Source organism: Pseudofrankia saprophytica, from assembly GCF_000235425.2.
Lineage (GTDB): Bacteria > Actinomycetota > Actinomycetes > Frankiales > Frankiaceae > Pseudofrankia > Pseudofrankia saprophytica.
Map to the genome: position 1 here is coordinate 5,813,091 of NZ_KI912266.1, position 16,935 is coordinate 5,830,025.

Genomic DNA, 16,935 nt, shown 5'->3' on the forward strand with positions numbered 1-16,935 from the left:
GTCGCTCAGGTCGACGCGTTCGCCGCGGCGGGCGCGTGGTCGTCATCCGGTGTGCCGGGCGCCCGTCCGCTACGGGTGATGGCGCGTTCGTCGGTGCCGAGGTAGCTGGCAATGACCTTTGGGTCGGCGCGGACCACGTCGGGCACGCCCTCGGCGATGACACGGCCGGTCTCGAGGCAGTAGACCCGGTCGCTGATGCTCATGATCAATGGCATGTCGTGCTCGATGACGAGCATCGCGGCGTCGAGTTCGCGGCGGATCTCCTGGATGAGCGGTCCGAACGCCTCGGTCTCGCGTTGCGCTATCCCCGCGGTGGGCTCGTCCAGGCACAGCACCCGGGCGTCCAACGCGAGCAGCCCGGCGAGCTCGACGATCCGGCGGGTGCCAGTGGACAGGTCGGCGATGAGCGCTTCGGCGTAGCGGCCCAGGCCGAGGAAGCCGATCAGGTCGTCGGCCTCGGACTTCTTCGCGCGTTCGTTGCGGAAGGTGTGCGGCAGGTGCAGGGCCGTGGCCAGCAGCCCAGTGCGGCCGCGCGCCTCCAGGGCGACCTGCAGGGTCTGGCGGACGGTGAGTTCGGGGAAGAGGGTGGCGGCTTGGAAGGTGCGGCCGAGCCCGGCGCGGGCGCGGGCGGCCGGGTTCGCTGCGGTGATGTCCCGGCCGAGCAGCTCGACGGTGCCCGTCGCCGGGACGAATCCGCCGATCGCGTTCATCAGGGTGGACTTGCCGGCCCCGTTAGTGCCGATCAGTCCGACGATCTCGCCGGGCCCGACCTGGAGAGACACCCCGTCGACGGCGGTCAGGCCGCCGAACGCCACCCGAGCCTGGCTGGTCGTCAGCACGGGCCGGTCCGCGGGCCACGGCTCGCGGGCGGCGGCGCGGACCAGCGCCGCCGGGGCGCCACTGGCGATCTTGGTCGGGGGCGGGGCGCCGATCCGGCGTTCGGCGAGCCTCAGGACGGCGTCGCGGGCGGCGTAGCCGATCTGGACCAGCCCGCCGGGGAAGTACAGCAGCAGGACGAGCAGGCCAAGGCTGGAGGTCAGCAGGGGCACGACGTCGTTGTCGGGGAAGATCGCGGGCAGGCCGACGACCCACAGGGCGCCGAGCACCGGTCCGTATACCGATCCAAGGCCGCCGATGACCACGATGGACACCAGGGTGAGCGAGTCGCCGGTGAGGAAGAACTTGTCGGCGTACGGGACGTTCTGGACGGCGCCCGCGAGCAGGCTGCCGCCGAGGCCGGCGATGCCGCCGGCGAGCGCGAACGCGCGCAGCTTCACCCGGGTGGCGGGCACGGTGTAGGCGGCAGCCGTCGCCGGGTTGTCGCGGACGCCGACCGTCGTGCGGCCGACGCCCGACCGGCGTAGCCGGGCGACCACGGCCATCACGACCGCCAGAACGATCAGGACCAGGTAGTAATACGCGCGCTGGCTGGTGATGTCGATACCGAAAACCGTGCTCCGCGGGAACGACGCGACGCTCGAACCCTCGTCGTGGAACAGGCCGAGGCGGTAGAGGTACTGCTCGGCAGCGATCCCGAACGCGAAGGTGCTGACCGCGAGCAGCAGCCCGCGTACCCGCAGCGCGCCGGCACCGACCAGCGCGGCGAGCGCGGCCGTGAGCAGGCAGGCGACCAGGACGGCCGCGGGGAACGGCAGGGCGTCCAGCGTGACGGTCATGTCCCCGAAGGAGATCCGCAGGCCGCGGTTCAGGGCGGCGGCGGTGAGAGCGCCGAGGCCGGCGAAGGCCATCTGGCCGAGGGAGAGCTGGCCGGCCCAGCCGGTGAGGATCGTGACCGAGGCCGCGCAGATCGCCCAGCAGAGGATCACGGTGTAGAGCAGGTGCCGCGACGGCTGGGTGACCAGCAACGGCAGCACCACGGCGATCAGCCCGAGCAGGAGCAGCGGGGCCCGTTCGAGGTGGCGGACCCACCACACGCCGCGCAGCCGGTCGGGAACCGGCCTGGTCTTCGGGGCGAAGGCAAAGGACGACGCATCGGTGTCACGCCCGCGGCTGACCAGGAACACCGCCGCCAGGACCAGCACGAGGATGACGAGGTCGGTCAGGCCCGGCTGGTCGAGCCAGTTGAACTGGATGAACGACTGGAGCAGGCCGAGCACGACGCCGGCGACCAGGGCGATCCGGAACGACGTCATCCGGGCGATGACCGCCGCGGCCAGCGCCCGCACCAGCGTGGTCGGGCCGAGGGTGGTGATCTGGGTCAGGGACTGGTTCTGCGCGGAGATCAGGATCAGGCAGAGGGTGCCGACCAGCCCGGCCGCCGCCCACACCGCGGTGGAGACCGTCTTCGGGCTGATCCCCTGCAGCCGCGCCAGTTCCGGGTTGTCCGCCGAGGCCAGCACCGTCCTACCGAGCACGGTGCGCCCCAGGAACAAGCCCAGCAGGCTCGCGACGAGCGGAACCATGACCAGGACGCTCAGCTGCGCACCGGTGATCTTCAGACTGTCCACCGGCGACCAGGTGCCGCCCCAGGGCACCGGGTAGCGCTCCGTCGAGTGGTCGTCCAGGTCCGGATATGAGGTGACGACGGTGAGCGCGAGTTGGGCGACACCGATGGTGGCGACCAGCAGGATCACCCGCGGCGCGGAGAACAGCCGGCGGACCACGGCCAGGTCGACGAGCGCGCCGAACACCGTCCCGACCGCCAGGGCGATGGCCAGGGCGATCCAGTACGGCACGTTCCAGCGCACAGCGAGCAGCGCGAAAAGGACGGAGCCGACGAGGCCCATGTTGGCGACGGCAAAGTTGATGACGCGGCTGGCGCGGTGGACGAGCACGATGCTGGTCGCGAGCAGGCCGATGACCAGTCCGGTGACGGCGCCGTCGAAGAGCAGTTGGGTGGTGGGCAGCTGCATGACGGGTCAGCCGCCTTCCCGGCCGAGGAACACGGCACGGGCCAGGTCGTCGCGTTCGGCCAGCTCGCGGGCTGGGCCGGTGAACCGGACCTGGCCCTTCTCCAGGAACACGGCCCGGTCGGCGATCGCCAGCGCGATGTTCAGCGACTGTTCGACGAGGATGATCGTCAGCCCGTCGGCCTTGAGCCGTTCGAGGATGGCGAGCAGGTCCTGCACCACGATGGGCGACAGGCCGAGTGAGAGCTCGTCGATCAGCAGCACCTCGGGGTCGTGCAGCAGCACCATCGCGAGCGCGAGCATCTGCTGCTGCCCACCCGACAGCGACCCGGCACGCTGCGACAGGCGGCCGGCCAGGTCGGGGAAGAGGTCGAGCACGTAGGCGAAACGACGATCGCGGCCGGCGCCGTCCCGGCGCAGCTGGAAGGCGCTCATCTCGAGGTTCTCCTGGACGGTCATCGCGCCGAAGACGCCCTTGCCGCCCGGCATCAGCCGCACGCCGTAGCGCCCGCGCTGTTCCGGGGCGACGTAGGTGATCGTCCGGCCGTTCAGCCGGACGACGCCTCGAGACGGGGTGCCAAGCCCGCAGACGACCTTCAGGATCGTCGACTTCCCGGCGCCGTTGGTGCCGAGCAGGGCCAGCGTCTCGCCGCGCCGGACGTCGAAGGCGACGTCGAACAGCACCTGCACGTTGCCGTAGGAGAAGTCGATGTTGTTGACCTGCAGCACCGGGATGTTCTCCGGGTCGGTCCGCTGCCGGTCGCGTTCGGCCAGCTCCTCCTGGAGATCCGCGACAACCAGCGACAGGTCGTTCTTCACGAAGGACGCGCCGCGGATCAGCATCAGGCCACCGACGAGGGTTGTCGGAACCCCGATCACCAGGACCGCCACCCGCGGGTCGTAGGCGTCGCTGAGCAGGCCGGACAGCAGCGCGCCGCCGGTCGCGCCGACGAAGAACATGTAGACGGCGGACATCGCGATGCCCAGGCCGCGCAGCCGGTAGGGCACCACGGACTGCATCACCGGGCCGACCATCGAGAACGCGACCGAGGCGAACACCGCGCCCGGAATGCTGGCCAGCATGAAGCCGATCCAGTTCGGCATGAACCACTGCACCGGCAGCAGTACCGCGCCCGGCAGCACGCACAGCCCGAGCAGCGCCACCGCCCGCGCGGGATCCCGGTGGTAGAGCCGGTCGTACCGCGGCCCGACGACCGGCAGCGCCAGGAGGAGCGCGGCGCCGCCGAGCGAACCCATCAGGCCCCGCTGGAAGGTCGACATCCCGTAGTGGTCCTCGGCCCACAGGTTCGCGAGGATGCTCGTCGTGAACAGGCTGAAGCCCAGCGCCGAGAAGGCAATGATCGCGGTCTTCACCGTGCGGATGCGCATCAGCCGGGCGAACGCCGCCTCCACCGAGATCGGCATCGGCTCGGCGTCCTCGATCACCTCCCCCAGCACCGACCTCATCTCGTGCTGGCCCCGTGGCGGCTCCGGTAACCGAAAGGCGACAACCGCCACGGCCATCGCGGGTAGGCCGAGGACCAGGAACGGCCAGCGCCAGCCATCGTCCCCGCCCGCCCAGGTCGCAATGGCCGCGACCAGCAGAGGGCTGAGGGCTCCCGCGGCACGGGCCGCACCGTAGGTCGTCGCCGAGATCCGCCCCCGCACCCCGATCGGATACACGTCCGCGAGCAGCGAGCCGTGAACCGAGTTGTTGCTCGACTTCGCCACCCCGACACCGAAGCGGGCCAGGAAGAACAGGAACGCGTTCGCGGCCAGCCCCGACGCGAGCACCATCAGCGAGAACGCGACACCCGCCCAGCCGATCACCCGGCTACGCCGGCACCGGTCCGCCAGCCATCCCATCGGCAGCGCACCCAGCACTAGGAAGGCACCGGCCGCGGCGGAGATGAACACGATCGCGCCGTCACTCAGGCCGAACGCGTCCCGGATGTCCGGCGCCAGCACCGCCAGGGCCGCCGACTCCAGTTCGTCCAACGCGGACAGCACCACCAGCGTCAGGAACGTGAAGGCGCCGCCCACGGCCAGCCCCTGACGCAGCGACAACGACTCACCGCCGACCCCCGGCAGCAGGTCGTCGGCGAAGATCACCTCGCGGCGCGCCTCAGCCTGGCGTTCCCGGCGTTCCGCCTCGGCGTCGATCAGGCCGGCCGCCAGCCCCGCGACCGACCGTGTCGGGCTCGTCTCCTGGGCGGCGGCTGGTGCCTGACTGGCCGGCACGGCGGCCACCCGCGCCGAGCCGGCTCGCGCGCTCACGGCTCGGTCCGATCGCGGCGGACCGCCGTTAATCCCGACTTCCTGTACACCCATGGCCTACTTTCCTGAGCTGGCGGCCGGTTCGACGGACGCTCATGGTCGCTGTTCGCGACGGTGGGAGAAACGTTCCGTCACGGCCGCTGTCTCGCCGGGAACGGGTCCGCGGCGTCGCGTGGTCGGGCCTCGATGCGGACAGTCGAGGGCGTGCATTCCCGCGCGGTGAGGGTGACGGACACCGTTCCCGGGGCCGTCGGGCGAATGACCGCGAGGGCCCGCCCGTCGAAGGTGGTCCGGGTGGTGTCGAAGAAGTTCTCCGTCGGCTTCGGGTCGGCGCTGCCGAATCCCTGGAGCTCCCCGGGTCCGGTCAGCTCGACGGACACCGGGCGGTCGGCGGTGTTGTAGAAGTTGCCGGCCTGGTCGACGAGGGTGATCGAGATGAAGGCGAGGTCGCCGTCATCGGCGCCGATCTCCGCACGGTCGGCCTCGACCCGGAGACGGACCTCGCCGGACGCCGAGCGCAGAACCGTGCGTCCGATTTCCTCGCCGTCGGTGTAGGCGACGGCGAGGATCTCGCCCGGCTCGTAGACGGTCTCGAACTCGGCTCTGAACCGGTTCTTCTCCCCCGCGGAGGCGATTCCCAGCGAGCGGCCGTTGACCAGGAGCTCGACCTCGTCCGCGGCCGAGTAGACGTCGACGTGGATCGGTCGGCCCTCGTGGCCGTCCCAGGTCCAGCTGGAGATCGAGTCGGTCCACGACCACCAGGTCGCCACCCTGACCGGCTGGCCGTGCCGTGCCGGCCGGTGCACGGCCAGGTACGGCTCGGAGCGCAGGCCGAAGACGATCTCACGGTAGTAGGAGGCGGGACGGCGATGCCCGGTGATGTCGAGGTCCCCGCACCACGCCGCGAGCCAGGGATAGGCCGCCTGGTGATCGGTCACGCTGGCGGTCGTGGTTCCCTCGCCCTGGTACTCGATCCGGCCGAGCCCCGGCTCGCCGAGATAGTCCCAGCCGGTCCAGGTGAAGTCGCCGATGACGTGGCTGTTGTCCTGGACGAGCCGCCAGTTCGTGTCGATGTCGGAGGGAAACGTCTCGGTCCCGAGAATGACCCGGTTCGGGAACAGCGCGCGATCCATCGCGTACCGCGATTCCAGGTAGTTGTAGCCGGCCACGTCGAGGTAGGACATGGCTTCCGCCGTCTTCGACGTGATGACGTCGGAGGTCATCAGGACCGGCATGAACTCCCGGAACTGGGTCATGAACGTGTTGACGTCGACATTCTCAGCGCTTTGCGGCTCGGATCCACCGGCGAACGCGGCGAACAACTCCGGACCGCCGGCCAGCAGCCCGTTGACGGCGTTCGTGACCAGCCGCGTGCCATCCAGCGCGCGCACCTTCTCGGCGATCCGCCGCCCCAGCGCCGCACCGGCGGCGCTGCCCGTCTCGGGAATCTCGTTGCCGATCGAGTAGAGGACGACGCTGGGATGGTTGAAGTCCTTGTCCACCATCGCACGCACGTCCGACTCCCACCACGTGGTGAAGTCGAGGGCGTAGTCCTCGCCGGACTTCGACCTTGTCCACGTGTCGAAGAGCTCGTCCACCACGAGCATGCCCAGCCGGTCGCAGGCGTCGAGCAGCGCCTTGCTGATCGGGTTGTGCCCGCTGCGGATCGCGTTGAAGCCGGCCTGTTTCAGGATCTCGACCCGGCGTTCCTCCGCCCGGTCGATCGTGGCCGCGCCGATGACGCCGTTGTCATGGTGGATGCACGCGCCGCGCAGCTTCACCGTTCGCCCGTTGAGCCGGAAGCCACGGTGTGGGTCGACGCCGAGGGTGCGGATGCCGAACCGCGTCAGGTCCTCGTCGAGCAGCTCGTCGCCGGCGCGCACGCTGGTCCGGCAGGTGTAGAGGAAAGGATCATCGACGCTCCACAGGCCTGGCTCCGCGACGGTCAGCCGCTGGCGCACGGTCTCGGTGGTGCCGGGGAAGAGAGTCGCCGGAGCGACGTCCTTGCCGACGACCGCGCCGTCCACGTCCACGATCTCCGTGACGACATCGACGGTTCGGGTGACCGCGGCCTCGTTGCGCACCTCGGTCGACACCGTGACGACGGCGAACTCGTCGTCTACGACCGGAGTCGTGACGCGCACGCCGTCCGGGGCCACATACACCAGGCCACCGAGAAGGATCTTCACGTTGCGGTAGATGCCACCACCGGAGTACCAGCGCGTGTCGTCCTGGCTACGCGCGTCGACCAGGATCTCGTTGTCCTGGCCGTACCGCAGCAGATGATCGGCACGCATCTGGAAGTTCGAGTACCCATTAGCGCACCGCCCCGCCAGGTCACCGTTCAGGTACACCCGGGCGTTTCGGTAGACCCCTTCGAACTCGAAGGTGACCCGGCGGTGCCGGTACTCGTCGGGCACGAAGAACGTCTTCTTGTACTCGTAGGCCCCGGCCGGGAAGTAGCCGCGCTGCGCCGCCGTCGTGTCGGTGCTGTCGCGTTCGCCGTGCACCATCGCGTCGTGCGGCAGTCGGACCGGCTCCCAGCCGGTGTCGGCCTGCCCCAGGATCGTCAGGAACGCCTCGGCCTTCGGCCGGAAGAACCAGCCGTCGTTGAACGATGTGCGAATCAACCGACGCCCCTCTGATTGCACGTGGAATTCGGCGGTGACACCCCGCCCGCGCCGGCGAAGCCGTCTCGGAAGCCGCCGATGGCGTGCTCCTGGATCCGCCACGGCCCGGGTGCCCCAGGCCACTTGCACGAGCAAGTGGCGCGGGACGCAAGCTAACATCGATGGACTTGCACGTGCAAGTCGGACAGCGGCCACGCCAGCGGGACGAGAGACAGGAGACAGGCGGCCATGCCAGAGGCAAGCATCGGACGCCGTGTCACAGCCGTGGACGTCGCTCGCGAGGCCGGGGTCTCGCGAGCCACCGTGGGATACGTCCTGAACGCCACCCCAGGACAGACGATCCCGCAGACCACCCGCCTACGCGTGCTCGACGCCGCGACCCGGCTCGGCTACCGGCCGAACAGCGCCGCGCGCGCCCTGGTCAGCGGCCGAAGCAGGATCATCCTGCTCGTCCTGCCCGACTGGCCTCAGGAGTTCAGGTTCAGACACTTCCTGGACGAGGCATCCCTCGCCCTGGACGAGTCCGGCTACTCACTCGTCACCTACACCCGCCATCCCGGCACCCGCAGCCGACCGCTGTGGGAGTCACTCAACCCCGACCTCGTGATCGGCCTGGTCCCGTTCGACCCCGAGGACGTCGCCTCGATGCGCAGCTGCGGGATCACCAGACTGTTCCCAGACCCCGACAGCGACGACCCGGCCAACATCTCGACTGCGGTCAGCGCCGGACCGGAACTCCAGGTCGACCACCTGATCGACCGAGGCCACAGCCGGCTGGTATACGCCACGTTCAAGGAACCACCCCCATACTCGCTGGTCCTGGCGCGCCACCGCGCCGCAGGCGAACGCGCCCGCTCGCACAACCTGCCCGCACCCGACCTCGTCCAGATCGACCACCGGGACGGGTCCGCCGACAACGCGATCCGCCGGTGGCGCGACACGGGCATCACGGCCGTCATCGCCTTCAACGACCTCGTCGCCGCGGCCGTCGTGGGCGCCGCCGTCACCGCGGGGCTACGGATACCCGAGGACATCGCCGTCATCGGACACGACGACAGCCCACTGGCCGCCCTACTAGTCCCCCCACTGACGACCATACGGTTCGACACCCCCACCCTCGGGCGCGACTTCACCGACTTCGCCCTCCACAAACTAGAAGGCCGACCCCGACAGAACCCAACCCCCTCCCACCGCGCCACCCTCATACACCGCAAAACCACCTAAAACGGAACCCGCAAGGCCACGCCTGCGGATCCACGGGGATTCACTAAATCAACTGATCTTCATTCGCGACCGAAATACGCGAGGACCGACATGCATTTATGTAGGCGACGATTAGTCTTAGGGGCAGCGATCGCGGTCATGGCTGCCGCGGCCACCGACTGCGCCACGCCGAGCAGTGGAGGCGGCGCGAACACGCCCTGCGACTCGCCCGGAGTCACACCGAACCAGGTGACACTGGGATTCGTCTATCCCGCGTCGGGAGGGTCGAGTTCCCCGCTCTCCACGGCCCGTGCCGGTATTGACGCCAGAATCGGCCTCGCCAATGAGCAGGGCGGCGTCCACGGCCGACGGATCGCTTACCAGTGGCGAGACGATGGAGGGACCCCGTCCGTCGCCACGGTCGCGGTCGACGACCTTGTCCAACGCCAGCAGGTCTTCGGGCTCGTGACCGCCAGTGCCACCCTCGGTGATTCCCTCAACCACCTCACGAGCCTGGGAGTGCCCGTCACCGGCATCTCCATCGAACCTGCCTGGGCCGGGCGCAAGAACATGTTCTCTTTCATCTACGCCGCATCACCGGCCGTTGTCGGCCAGTACATCCGGGCTGCTCATGGCACCAGGGTCGCGGTCATCACCGGGAGCGACTCGGCGGCAAGCTCCGACGCCACGACCGCGTATTTGGAGGGCCTACGGGCGGCGGGCGTCAGCACCTTCGAGACGTTTCCTTACACCGGCATCGGCAGTCCCGACCAGGTAGCCAGAAAGATCATGACATTCGGCGCCGACGCCCTGCTGGGGATCGTCGCGCCACACGACTTCGGGCAGGTCGTACAGGCGACGCGAGCCGCGGGCGCGCAACTGGCCGTCAGTGTCGTGCTCACCGGCTACGACCGCAGCATTCTGGCATCCGACGGTCCGGCACTCGCCGGTGTGTCGATACCGATCTTCTTCCGCCCGTTCGAAGCAGGCGGCCCAGCAATGCAGCGTTACCAGAGCGCCATGGCCCGCTACGCCCCGGAGTCCGGCGGCACCGACCAGCAGTTCGCGATGTTCACCTACATCAACACCGATCTGCTCCTACGCGGACTCGACCTCGCTGGCCCCTGCCCCACCCGTGAGGGCTTCATCAGCGCCCTGCGAAGCGTTACCGCCTACGACGCGGACAGCCTCGTCGCACCCGTCGACCTCAGCGACTACACGGGCAAACCACTGTCCTGCCATGCCTTCGTCCAGGTCTCGCCCGACGGTGCCTCGTTCCAGGCCGTCCGTGACCGCGTCTGCGCCGACGGCAGCACCGGCTGAGCGTCGCCCGGATGGGCGCTGCCGCGTCCCGAGAAATCGGGACGCGGCAGCCCTTCGAGATCCTCGCCGCCTGCCACCGCCGAATCGAGCGCTGGCACCATCAGACCGGCCTTCAGCACCAGGGGTCAGCGGAGGTCGTTCCACTGCGGGCACCGACCCCGATAAGGCAGAAGGCCCAGACGGGCTTGACGGTCGCCTCGACCGATTCGGCGGGTCCGAAACCGTCTCGGCGATAGGCCGCCATGACGACCTTACCGATGAGCGTGGCATCACGGTCGACATCCGCCGGAGCAAGGGTCGCGGCTGCCGTCTAGTGGTCGTGGTGCTGTGACCGCACACATCCGCAGACGACTCGACGGTCAACGAGCCCTCCCTCGCCGTGGATCAGCCTGGCAGCGATACCGGACGGCGGTGAGCCGGCCGTAGACGATGCTCCTGCTCGAGCCGCCACGCCTGGCGTGGTCGGGGCCTATTCCTCCACGCCAGGCGCGGACGGCAGCTCATGCATCGGGAAGCCGAACTACATGCCAGTCGTCCGCAACACGGCCAAGCGCACTTCGGCTTTCAGGCGGTGCAGGCGGCCGTCCTGGCGGATACACGAATCAACCGAGTGCCCTGACCGGCGGCAGAATCCCTGCCGCCAGGAGGCAGCAGTTCAGCCTGATCGCCACAGGCAGAAGTCGATGGGCGGGCGCACACCATCTCCAAGCGCGAACCCTATGAATTGCGCGCGCCAACGCCAAAGAGAAGCTATCACCCATCACTAGCGCGCACAAGTCAGATGCGGCCCGGAAGTCATTTGAGGTACGTCAACTGGTCCCGTTGCTGTCGCCGACGGAAGGGTGTCAGTGAATTGGGCGGCCTACAGGCGTGCGTAGGCGCCACCCTCGTCGATGAGCTGGTCGTGGGTGCCCTGCTCGACGACGGCGCCGTCCTCCATGACGACGATGGCGTCGGCGTCTCGGATCTTGGAAAGCCGGCGCGCTATGACGAACGCGGTGCGCCCTTCGAGCAGTGCAGCGGTCGCCTGCTCTATGAGGGCCTCGGTACGGGTGTCGACGGAACTGGTCGCCTCGTCGAGCACGAGGATCGCGGGTTGGGAGAGGAAGGCCCCCGCGATCGGAGCGTGGTACCGGCGATCGAGACAGAGCGCAGCAGCCGGACTGTCGCGACCGGGTTCCGCTGGTTACGATGAACTCGTTGGGGGAAGCGATGGCTGGATTCCGTGGCGTCGGAGCGGTGGGGTCAGGCATCCGGCGCCCGTTCGGTGCCGGCCACGCACCGCCCTTATTCCCTGCTGCCATGGTCGCCTGCGCGCTGCTCATCGGGCTGGATGTCGCATTCGCGGTGCTATTGGACTACCGTGCCGGCCAGATCGCCACCGTCTTCACCTGCGTCGCCGCCGAGATCGCCGCCGCAACGGCCTGCCTGTGGACCGCTCGTCACGCCGGCTCCGGCGACCGGCGATGGCGGGTGCTGATTGGTGTGATGGCGGGCGGTATGACGGCCGGAGGCCTTCTGGCTGCGACGATACTGCTGACGGGTCGACCGCTGGCTGGTGAGACATCGTCGACCCTGGTACTTCTTGTCTTCTATGCACTGGCTTTGACGGGGCTCCTGTGCCTGCCGACCGACCCGCTCGCCGACGAGAGCGCGAGGCGGCGGCACAGCCCGGGACGCTGGCACGCGATCACCATGCTGGACTGTGTCCTGATCGTCGGTTCCGTCGTCCTGCTGGAGTGGGTCACGGTGCTGGGCCCGGTCGTGCGATCGGGTGCACACGACCTGGCGCTGTTCCTCCTTGCCTTGGTGCACGACGTTGCGATGATGATCCTGGCAGCGGCGGTCCTGCTGATCGCGAGCTTCCGCCGGCCGCGTTCCGCCATGACGCTCGCCCTGCTCGCCGCGGGCCTGCTGACCCTGGGGCTCACGCAGAACATCCTCGTTTACCGTGTCGCCTACGGCGCCTACGAGCTCCCGCCATGGAGCCTGGTCCTGTTCGCCGCGGCCCTGCTTCTGATATTCCTCGCCGCGTTGGCGCCGGTCCCCCTCCAGGCGCAGGCGGACGACCTGGCACCGCCTCGTCCGCGGACGATGTGGGCGCACGCCGTCCTGCCATACGCCGTGTTCGGCCTGACGGGTCTGTTGGTCCTCTGCTCGCTGGTGACCGGCGCTCGCGTCGATCGGTTCGAGATGTATGGCACGGTGAGCCTGCTGGTGCTGGTCCTGATCCGGCAGATGATCACTTTGGCTGAGAACACCCGACTGCTCGCCGAGATCCGCGAACGCGAGCACGAGCTGCATCACCAGGCGTTCCACGACCCGCTGACAGGCCTGGCGAACCGGGCGCTGTTCACCCGACGGCTGCAGCACGCAGTCACGTCTGCCGCCAACCCCGCCTCTAGGTGCAACACGCCCGCTGACCAGACGGTCGCAATGTCCGTCCTGTTCGTCGATCTTGATCACTTCAAACAAGTGAACGACGCGTTCGGGCACGCCGCGGGCGACGAACTCCTCAAGATCACCGCACGGCGGCTACGCGCCGAAACTCGCGCCGCTGACACCGTCGCCCGCCTCGGCGGCGATGAGTTCGCCGTCATCCTCGACGGCGCCGGCTCCGACGACCCGCACCGCATCGCCGAGCGGCTCACGACCGCGATACAGGCACCCTGTCAGTTGGCCGGTCGAGACTACGCCCCGCGTGCCAGCCTCGGATTGGTCACCCTCGACGCCGTCAGCCGGCCAACCACCCCCGACATCCTGCTCCACCAAGCCGACCTGGCGATGTACGCCGCCAAACGACAACCAGTCCGGCTCGTGGTCTACCACCCCGACCTGCCCACTCGCTTCGGTCGGGACGGAGCACCCGGTTCGCCAGGCGCGCGGACCAGCACACCACAAAGCTGATCAGCCAGGCACGGCGGGTCTGGTCTCGCTGCCTCGACGATGCGCGACGAGCCCCTGCGACCGCCAGTCTTCGGCCGGTCGCAGTGATCCGCTGCCGCGCCCGTCGCGTCATGGGCCGACGCGGCACCGGGTGGCCACGACAGTTCGTGTCGCAGCGAGGACCGTCGAATTCGACGGCCTCGCGTCGCCGGTGCTGGAGCACCCTCGGCGTGACCGGCCGCCAGGTTGGTCGGCGGTGCCCATGTGGACCTGATACCGCCGACCGACGACGTCCGCCAGTACTCACCGTGCACCGACCGCTGAGGTGCCTACCGCCACCGGGTCGCGGTCCTGCGGGTGCAGGTCGGCCGCCACGGATCGACGTACACCCACGCAGGCTGCCGCCGGCAGACAAGATCGCTTGTCGTCGATCCGTGCTTCTCAATCCGTTTGTCAAGCCGCGAGAGAGCCGACGGATGGTCGTTCCTTGTAGGCGCGCCCGTCGCGGAGCGTCGCCCACAGGACGTTGACCGGCGGCGCGCGAGGACAAGAACGGCCTGGTCGCGCCGTTTGCCCTCCGACGCGTCTGCGGTCGTAGGAGACCTTGACCGATGGCGGCCAGGAACTCGGTGCCGAGCAGGTCGCCAATGCCGTCATGCTCGTGATGACCGCCCCCACCGGCTGGAGCCCAGGCTCCGCCCTCGGTCCGCCCGTCCCGGTGCCACGCGACACCCTCCCGCCACGCCCGTCACGTCCTGCTGTACAAGCGAGCAAAATTCTGCTATACAGATGCGCAACGCCCTGCTGTGCATGCGAGAAAAGGCCTGCTATACGTCTATGCGGTGAGCCTGGTTGTCTTTGCGCGCCCACCTGCCGATCGTCGCGGGGATCGGTGTCGGCGTGCAGAGAGAAAATGAGCGCCAGCGTGGTACGGGAAACGCGTCAGAGGAGAAGGCTATGACAACGATCGACGCTGGCGGAACGAGCGGAAGAGGTCCGGCGGAAAAGTAATTCCTATGACGTTGGGGCACGGAGCCTGGTGGTGGCGGCGGCCAAGGATGTCAGTTTCACTCCGTCGGGCCGGCCCGCTCGTGGAGTTCGTGGCCATGGACCAGGTCGAGCGGATCGGAACCTGGCTTGAGGTACTCCTCTCGGAACGTCTTCAAGGCTGACCCATGCTGGATCGACGTGCCCGGCAGGGACACCGTCCGTCAGAGGCTTGCTGGCGGAACACTCCAAGGTTGCAGATCTGGCCTTCCTCGTTCAAGACGAAGTCGGAAAGCGAGCGGACCGCGTCGAGCGTGCCGTCCTCACGCTGATGTCGATCCAGGATCTCGTAGTACACGGGACCTGGCAGCTCGAATAGTCTCGGCCCCGAGCCGGCGGCCCTCTTGGCCTGAGACCAGGGTACCCCCGCAGTTCGATACGTCTTCACCGACAACCACGGCACCCCGGCGCTGCCGCGGCACGCTTTTAGGCGGTCCTCTCGGCTCGTGCAGACGTCGTCGCTTGGCTGGGTGATCGCTTCCGAATGACGTGCGCGGCATGTCCGATGCGCCCGAGTCGTTGTCGTCGCTGGAGCCGGCAGTACCTTGGGCCGCATCGTGACGGGCAACCTTAAAGCCCGCACCGAATCTTGAAATTGTTTTTTCTCAGCCAAACCGCTGACCACTCTTCGCGAACGGTTCGGCAATCCTTCGTAATCTCCAACATCGGACGACAAGGCAGGAAACGTGTCACACATCCCGAAACAGGCCGCCCAGCGGTCATCTACACCGTCGCTACGGTCCGCTAGAGCCCTGCAGCCGCACACCCGCCCGACCGGGTTACAACTCGCTGGCATCGCCCTCTTGGCCGCGAGTCTTGCCTTCGTCTCGGCCTGTGGCGGCTCCGACGACCAAAGCGGCTCCACCCCCGCGGCCAACGGCCCCGCGAGTCCCGGGGACCTACTCGGCCCGATCGCCAAGGCCACCGGCGCCCCGATCAAGATCGGCGTGATCACCGACGGAGCCAGTCCGATCGCTGACCATCGAAACGACAACAGGGTGGCCGAAGCCACTACCAAATGGCTCAACGAGCACAAGTCCGGCCTCGGCGGCCACCCCATCGAGTTGACGATCTGCGAGACCCTGGGTGACCCGTCCAAGGCCACTGACTGCGGCAATCAGCTGGTCGAGGACGGCGTCGTCGCCGCCCTCATCGGCACGTCGGCTGTCATCGAGAGCGCCTGGAAGCCATTGAACGACGCGCACGTCCCCGTCATGCTCTACGGCTCGGATCATCCCGAGCTGCTCGCCAGCCCGACGACCTTCTCGCTGGGCAACCCGACCTTCGGCGTCATCGACCTGCCGATCCAGGTCGCCAAGGACAAGGGCAACAAGAAGGTCACCGCGATCGTCATCGACGTCCCCGCCGCACTCCACGCCGTCCAAGAGGTCGCGCCACCCCTGTTCCAGAAGGCCGGCATCGGCTACGAGCTCCTCCGGATCGCGCCGGGCACCGCCGACATGACACCCCAAATGCAGCAGATCGCCGGCAACGGCTCCGACCAGGTCTTCATCCTCGGCAACGACTCGTTCTGCATCAGCGCCATGAACGGCCTCAGGGCCGTCGGCTTCACCGGCACCATCAGCGCCATCTCCCAGTGCATCACCGACGCCACTCGCAAGTCGGTTCCTGGCGGCACGCTCAAGGGCATGGTCGTCGCTGCCAGCGCGCCGATCGGCGCGGACGGCCCGTCGATGCGTCTCTACACGCAGGTCGCCAATACATACGGCAAGGACATCGACCTCAGCTCTCAGGACGGCATGATCATGTTCATGATCACCGCCGGTTTTCAGAAGGCCGTGGAGAACATCTCGGGTGACATCACCCCAGCCACCATCGCCTCGACGATCAGGGCGATGAAGGAGGCGGACCTGCCTGGCGCCGGCGGGATCAAATACCGCTGCAGCGGCAAGGCCATCCCGGCGGAGCCGGCCGTCTGCGTCCTCGGCGGCCTGACAACGACCCTGGACAGCAAGGGCCAGCCGGCCGCGTACAAGGTCCTCGGCAACACGCCGATCGCGGGCTGACGGGCCGCAGGGATGGACCTGGCTCGGAGCTAAGCGCGTATCCGGGAGGTTCTGCGCCAAATCGAGCGAGGTCGCCGGAGGGAGGTGGTTGACACCGGCCTCGCCTGGGGTGGATCGAGGTTGCACCGCCCGTCCGTCCCCGGCGAGGTCCTGACCAGGATGCGCCCGCCCGGTGTGTTCGCCAACCGCTCCACCTGCGACCTGGAGAAGCTGCGGGATGATCTGCGGGGTCGGTGGTGGGTGGCGGTGCGGGCGGTGGTGCTGCCGTCGCTGCGCGGGCCGGCCGCGGCCGAGATCGCGGCGTTGACCGAGGCCGTGGCGTAGTCGCCGGGCAGCTGGTCCTCGCCTACCAGCTCGGCGAGCGCAACGGCGGGCCGTACAGGTTCCTGATCAGAGACTGGGATACCAAGTTCGCCCGTGGCTTCGACGACGTCTTCACCGCCGAGAGCATCCGAGTCATCAAGACCCCGTCCAGGCTATCTACCTACGTCGAGCACTACAACACCGCCCGACCCCACCACGGTACTTACCTCGACGCCGCCGACCCGGTGCCACGGCCCGCTGATCCGAGCGGCACGATCAGACGCATCGACCGCTTCTGCGGCCTGCTCCACGAATATCAACATGCTGCCTGACCAGCGAACCCGTCTACCTGCATCCTTCAGGGTGAAC

At 68.4% G+C, this 16,935-nt stretch carries 7 protein-coding genes and 2 pseudogenes; 5 read left to right on the top strand and 4 right to left on the bottom strand.

Features of this window, described 5'->3' with window-relative positions; all coding sequences use genetic code 11:
- Positions 1-5: 5 nt before the first annotated feature.
- The 3 genes from FRCN3DRAFT_RS0224570 to FRCN3DRAFT_RS0224580 all read right to left on the bottom strand — a co-directional run bounded on the left by FRCN3DRAFT_RS0224570 (position 6) and on the right by FRCN3DRAFT_RS0224580 (position 7,777).
- Entirely contained in the window at positions 6-2,873 is a 2,868-nt protein-coding gene (locus FRCN3DRAFT_RS0224570; RefSeq protein WP_007510781.1) for an ABC transporter permease subunit, read from the bottom strand.
- Positions 2,874-2,879: 6 nt separating this feature from the next.
- Positions 2,880-5,201, bottom strand: coding sequence for an ATP-binding protein (locus FRCN3DRAFT_RS0224575; RefSeq protein ID WP_007510780.1), 2,322 nt, complete (start codon positions 5,199-5,201; stop codon positions 2,880-2,882).
- A gap of 77 nt (positions 5,202-5,278) precedes the next feature.
- Positions 5,279-7,777 (bottom strand): glycoside hydrolase family 2 TIM barrel-domain containing protein, encoded by a 2,499-nt coding sequence (locus tag FRCN3DRAFT_RS0224580; protein WP_007510779.1) that lies wholly within the window; start codon positions 7,775-7,777, stop codon positions 5,279-5,281.
- Between the two features lie 228 nt (positions 7,778-8,005).
- Between FRCN3DRAFT_RS0224580 and FRCN3DRAFT_RS0224585 the strand changes: the two genes are divergently transcribed.
- Together FRCN3DRAFT_RS0224585 and FRCN3DRAFT_RS0224590 are read left to right on the top strand one after the other, a co-directional pair.
- Positions 8,006-9,001, top strand: a complete 996-nt coding sequence (locus tag FRCN3DRAFT_RS0224585; RefSeq protein WP_007510778.1) for a LacI family DNA-binding transcriptional regulator — start codon at positions 8,006-8,008, stop codon at positions 8,999-9,001.
- Between the two features lie 90 nt (positions 9,002-9,091).
- A complete protein-coding gene (locus tag FRCN3DRAFT_RS0224590) occupies positions 9,092-10,303 on the top strand; it encodes an ABC transporter substrate-binding protein (RefSeq protein WP_007510776.1) in 1,212 nt (403 codons plus the stop codon).
- Between the two features lie 862 nt (positions 10,304-11,165).
- Here the strand turns inward: FRCN3DRAFT_RS0224590 and FRCN3DRAFT_RS0224595 are convergent.
- Positions 11,166-11,423, bottom strand: a pseudogene (locus tag FRCN3DRAFT_RS0224595) (ABC transporter ATP-binding protein); the annotation flags it as partial.
- A 92-nt stretch (positions 11,424-11,515) separates the two neighbouring features.
- On the opposite strand from FRCN3DRAFT_RS0224595, the gene FRCN3DRAFT_RS0224600 reads away from it, so the two are divergent.
- The 3 genes and pseudogenes from FRCN3DRAFT_RS0224600 to FRCN3DRAFT_RS57480 all read left to right on the top strand — a co-directional run.
- Positions 11,516-13,210 carry a GGDEF domain-containing protein gene (locus FRCN3DRAFT_RS0224600; RefSeq protein ID WP_007510770.1) on the top strand — a complete coding sequence of 565 codons (1,695 nt, stop codon included), beginning with the start codon at positions 11,516-11,518 and terminating at the stop codon, positions 13,208-13,210.
- A gap of 1,712 nt (positions 13,211-14,922) precedes the next feature.
- Positions 14,923-16,263, top strand: a complete 1,341-nt coding sequence (locus tag FRCN3DRAFT_RS0224615) for an ABC transporter substrate-binding protein (RefSeq protein WP_007510769.1) — start codon at positions 14,923-14,925, stop codon at positions 16,261-16,263.
- A 159-nt stretch (positions 16,264-16,422) separates the two neighbouring features.
- A pseudogene (locus FRCN3DRAFT_RS57480) lies at positions 16,423-16,575 on the top strand (IS630 family transposase); the annotation flags it as partial.
- Positions 16,576-16,935 lie beyond the last annotated feature (360 nt).

Coding starts and splice junctions, on each gene's coding strand:
- FRCN3DRAFT_RS0224570 (WP_007510781.1), bottom strand. CDS start 2,873: ATGCAGCTGCCCACCACCCAACTGCTCTTCGACGGCGCCGTCACCGGA.
- FRCN3DRAFT_RS0224575 (WP_007510780.1), bottom strand. CDS start 5,201: ATGGGTGTACAGGAAGTCGGGATTAACGGCGGTCCGCCGCGATCGGAC.
- FRCN3DRAFT_RS0224585 (WP_007510778.1), top strand. CDS start 8,006: ATGCCAGAGGCAAGCATCGGACGCCGTGTCACAGCCGTGGACGTCGCT.
- FRCN3DRAFT_RS0224590 (WP_007510776.1), top strand. CDS start 9,092: ATGCATTTATGTAGGCGACGATTAGTCTTAGGGGCAGCGATCGCGGTC.
- FRCN3DRAFT_RS0224600 (WP_007510770.1), top strand. CDS start 11,516: ATGGCTGGATTCCGTGGCGTCGGAGCGGTGGGGTCAGGCATCCGGCGC.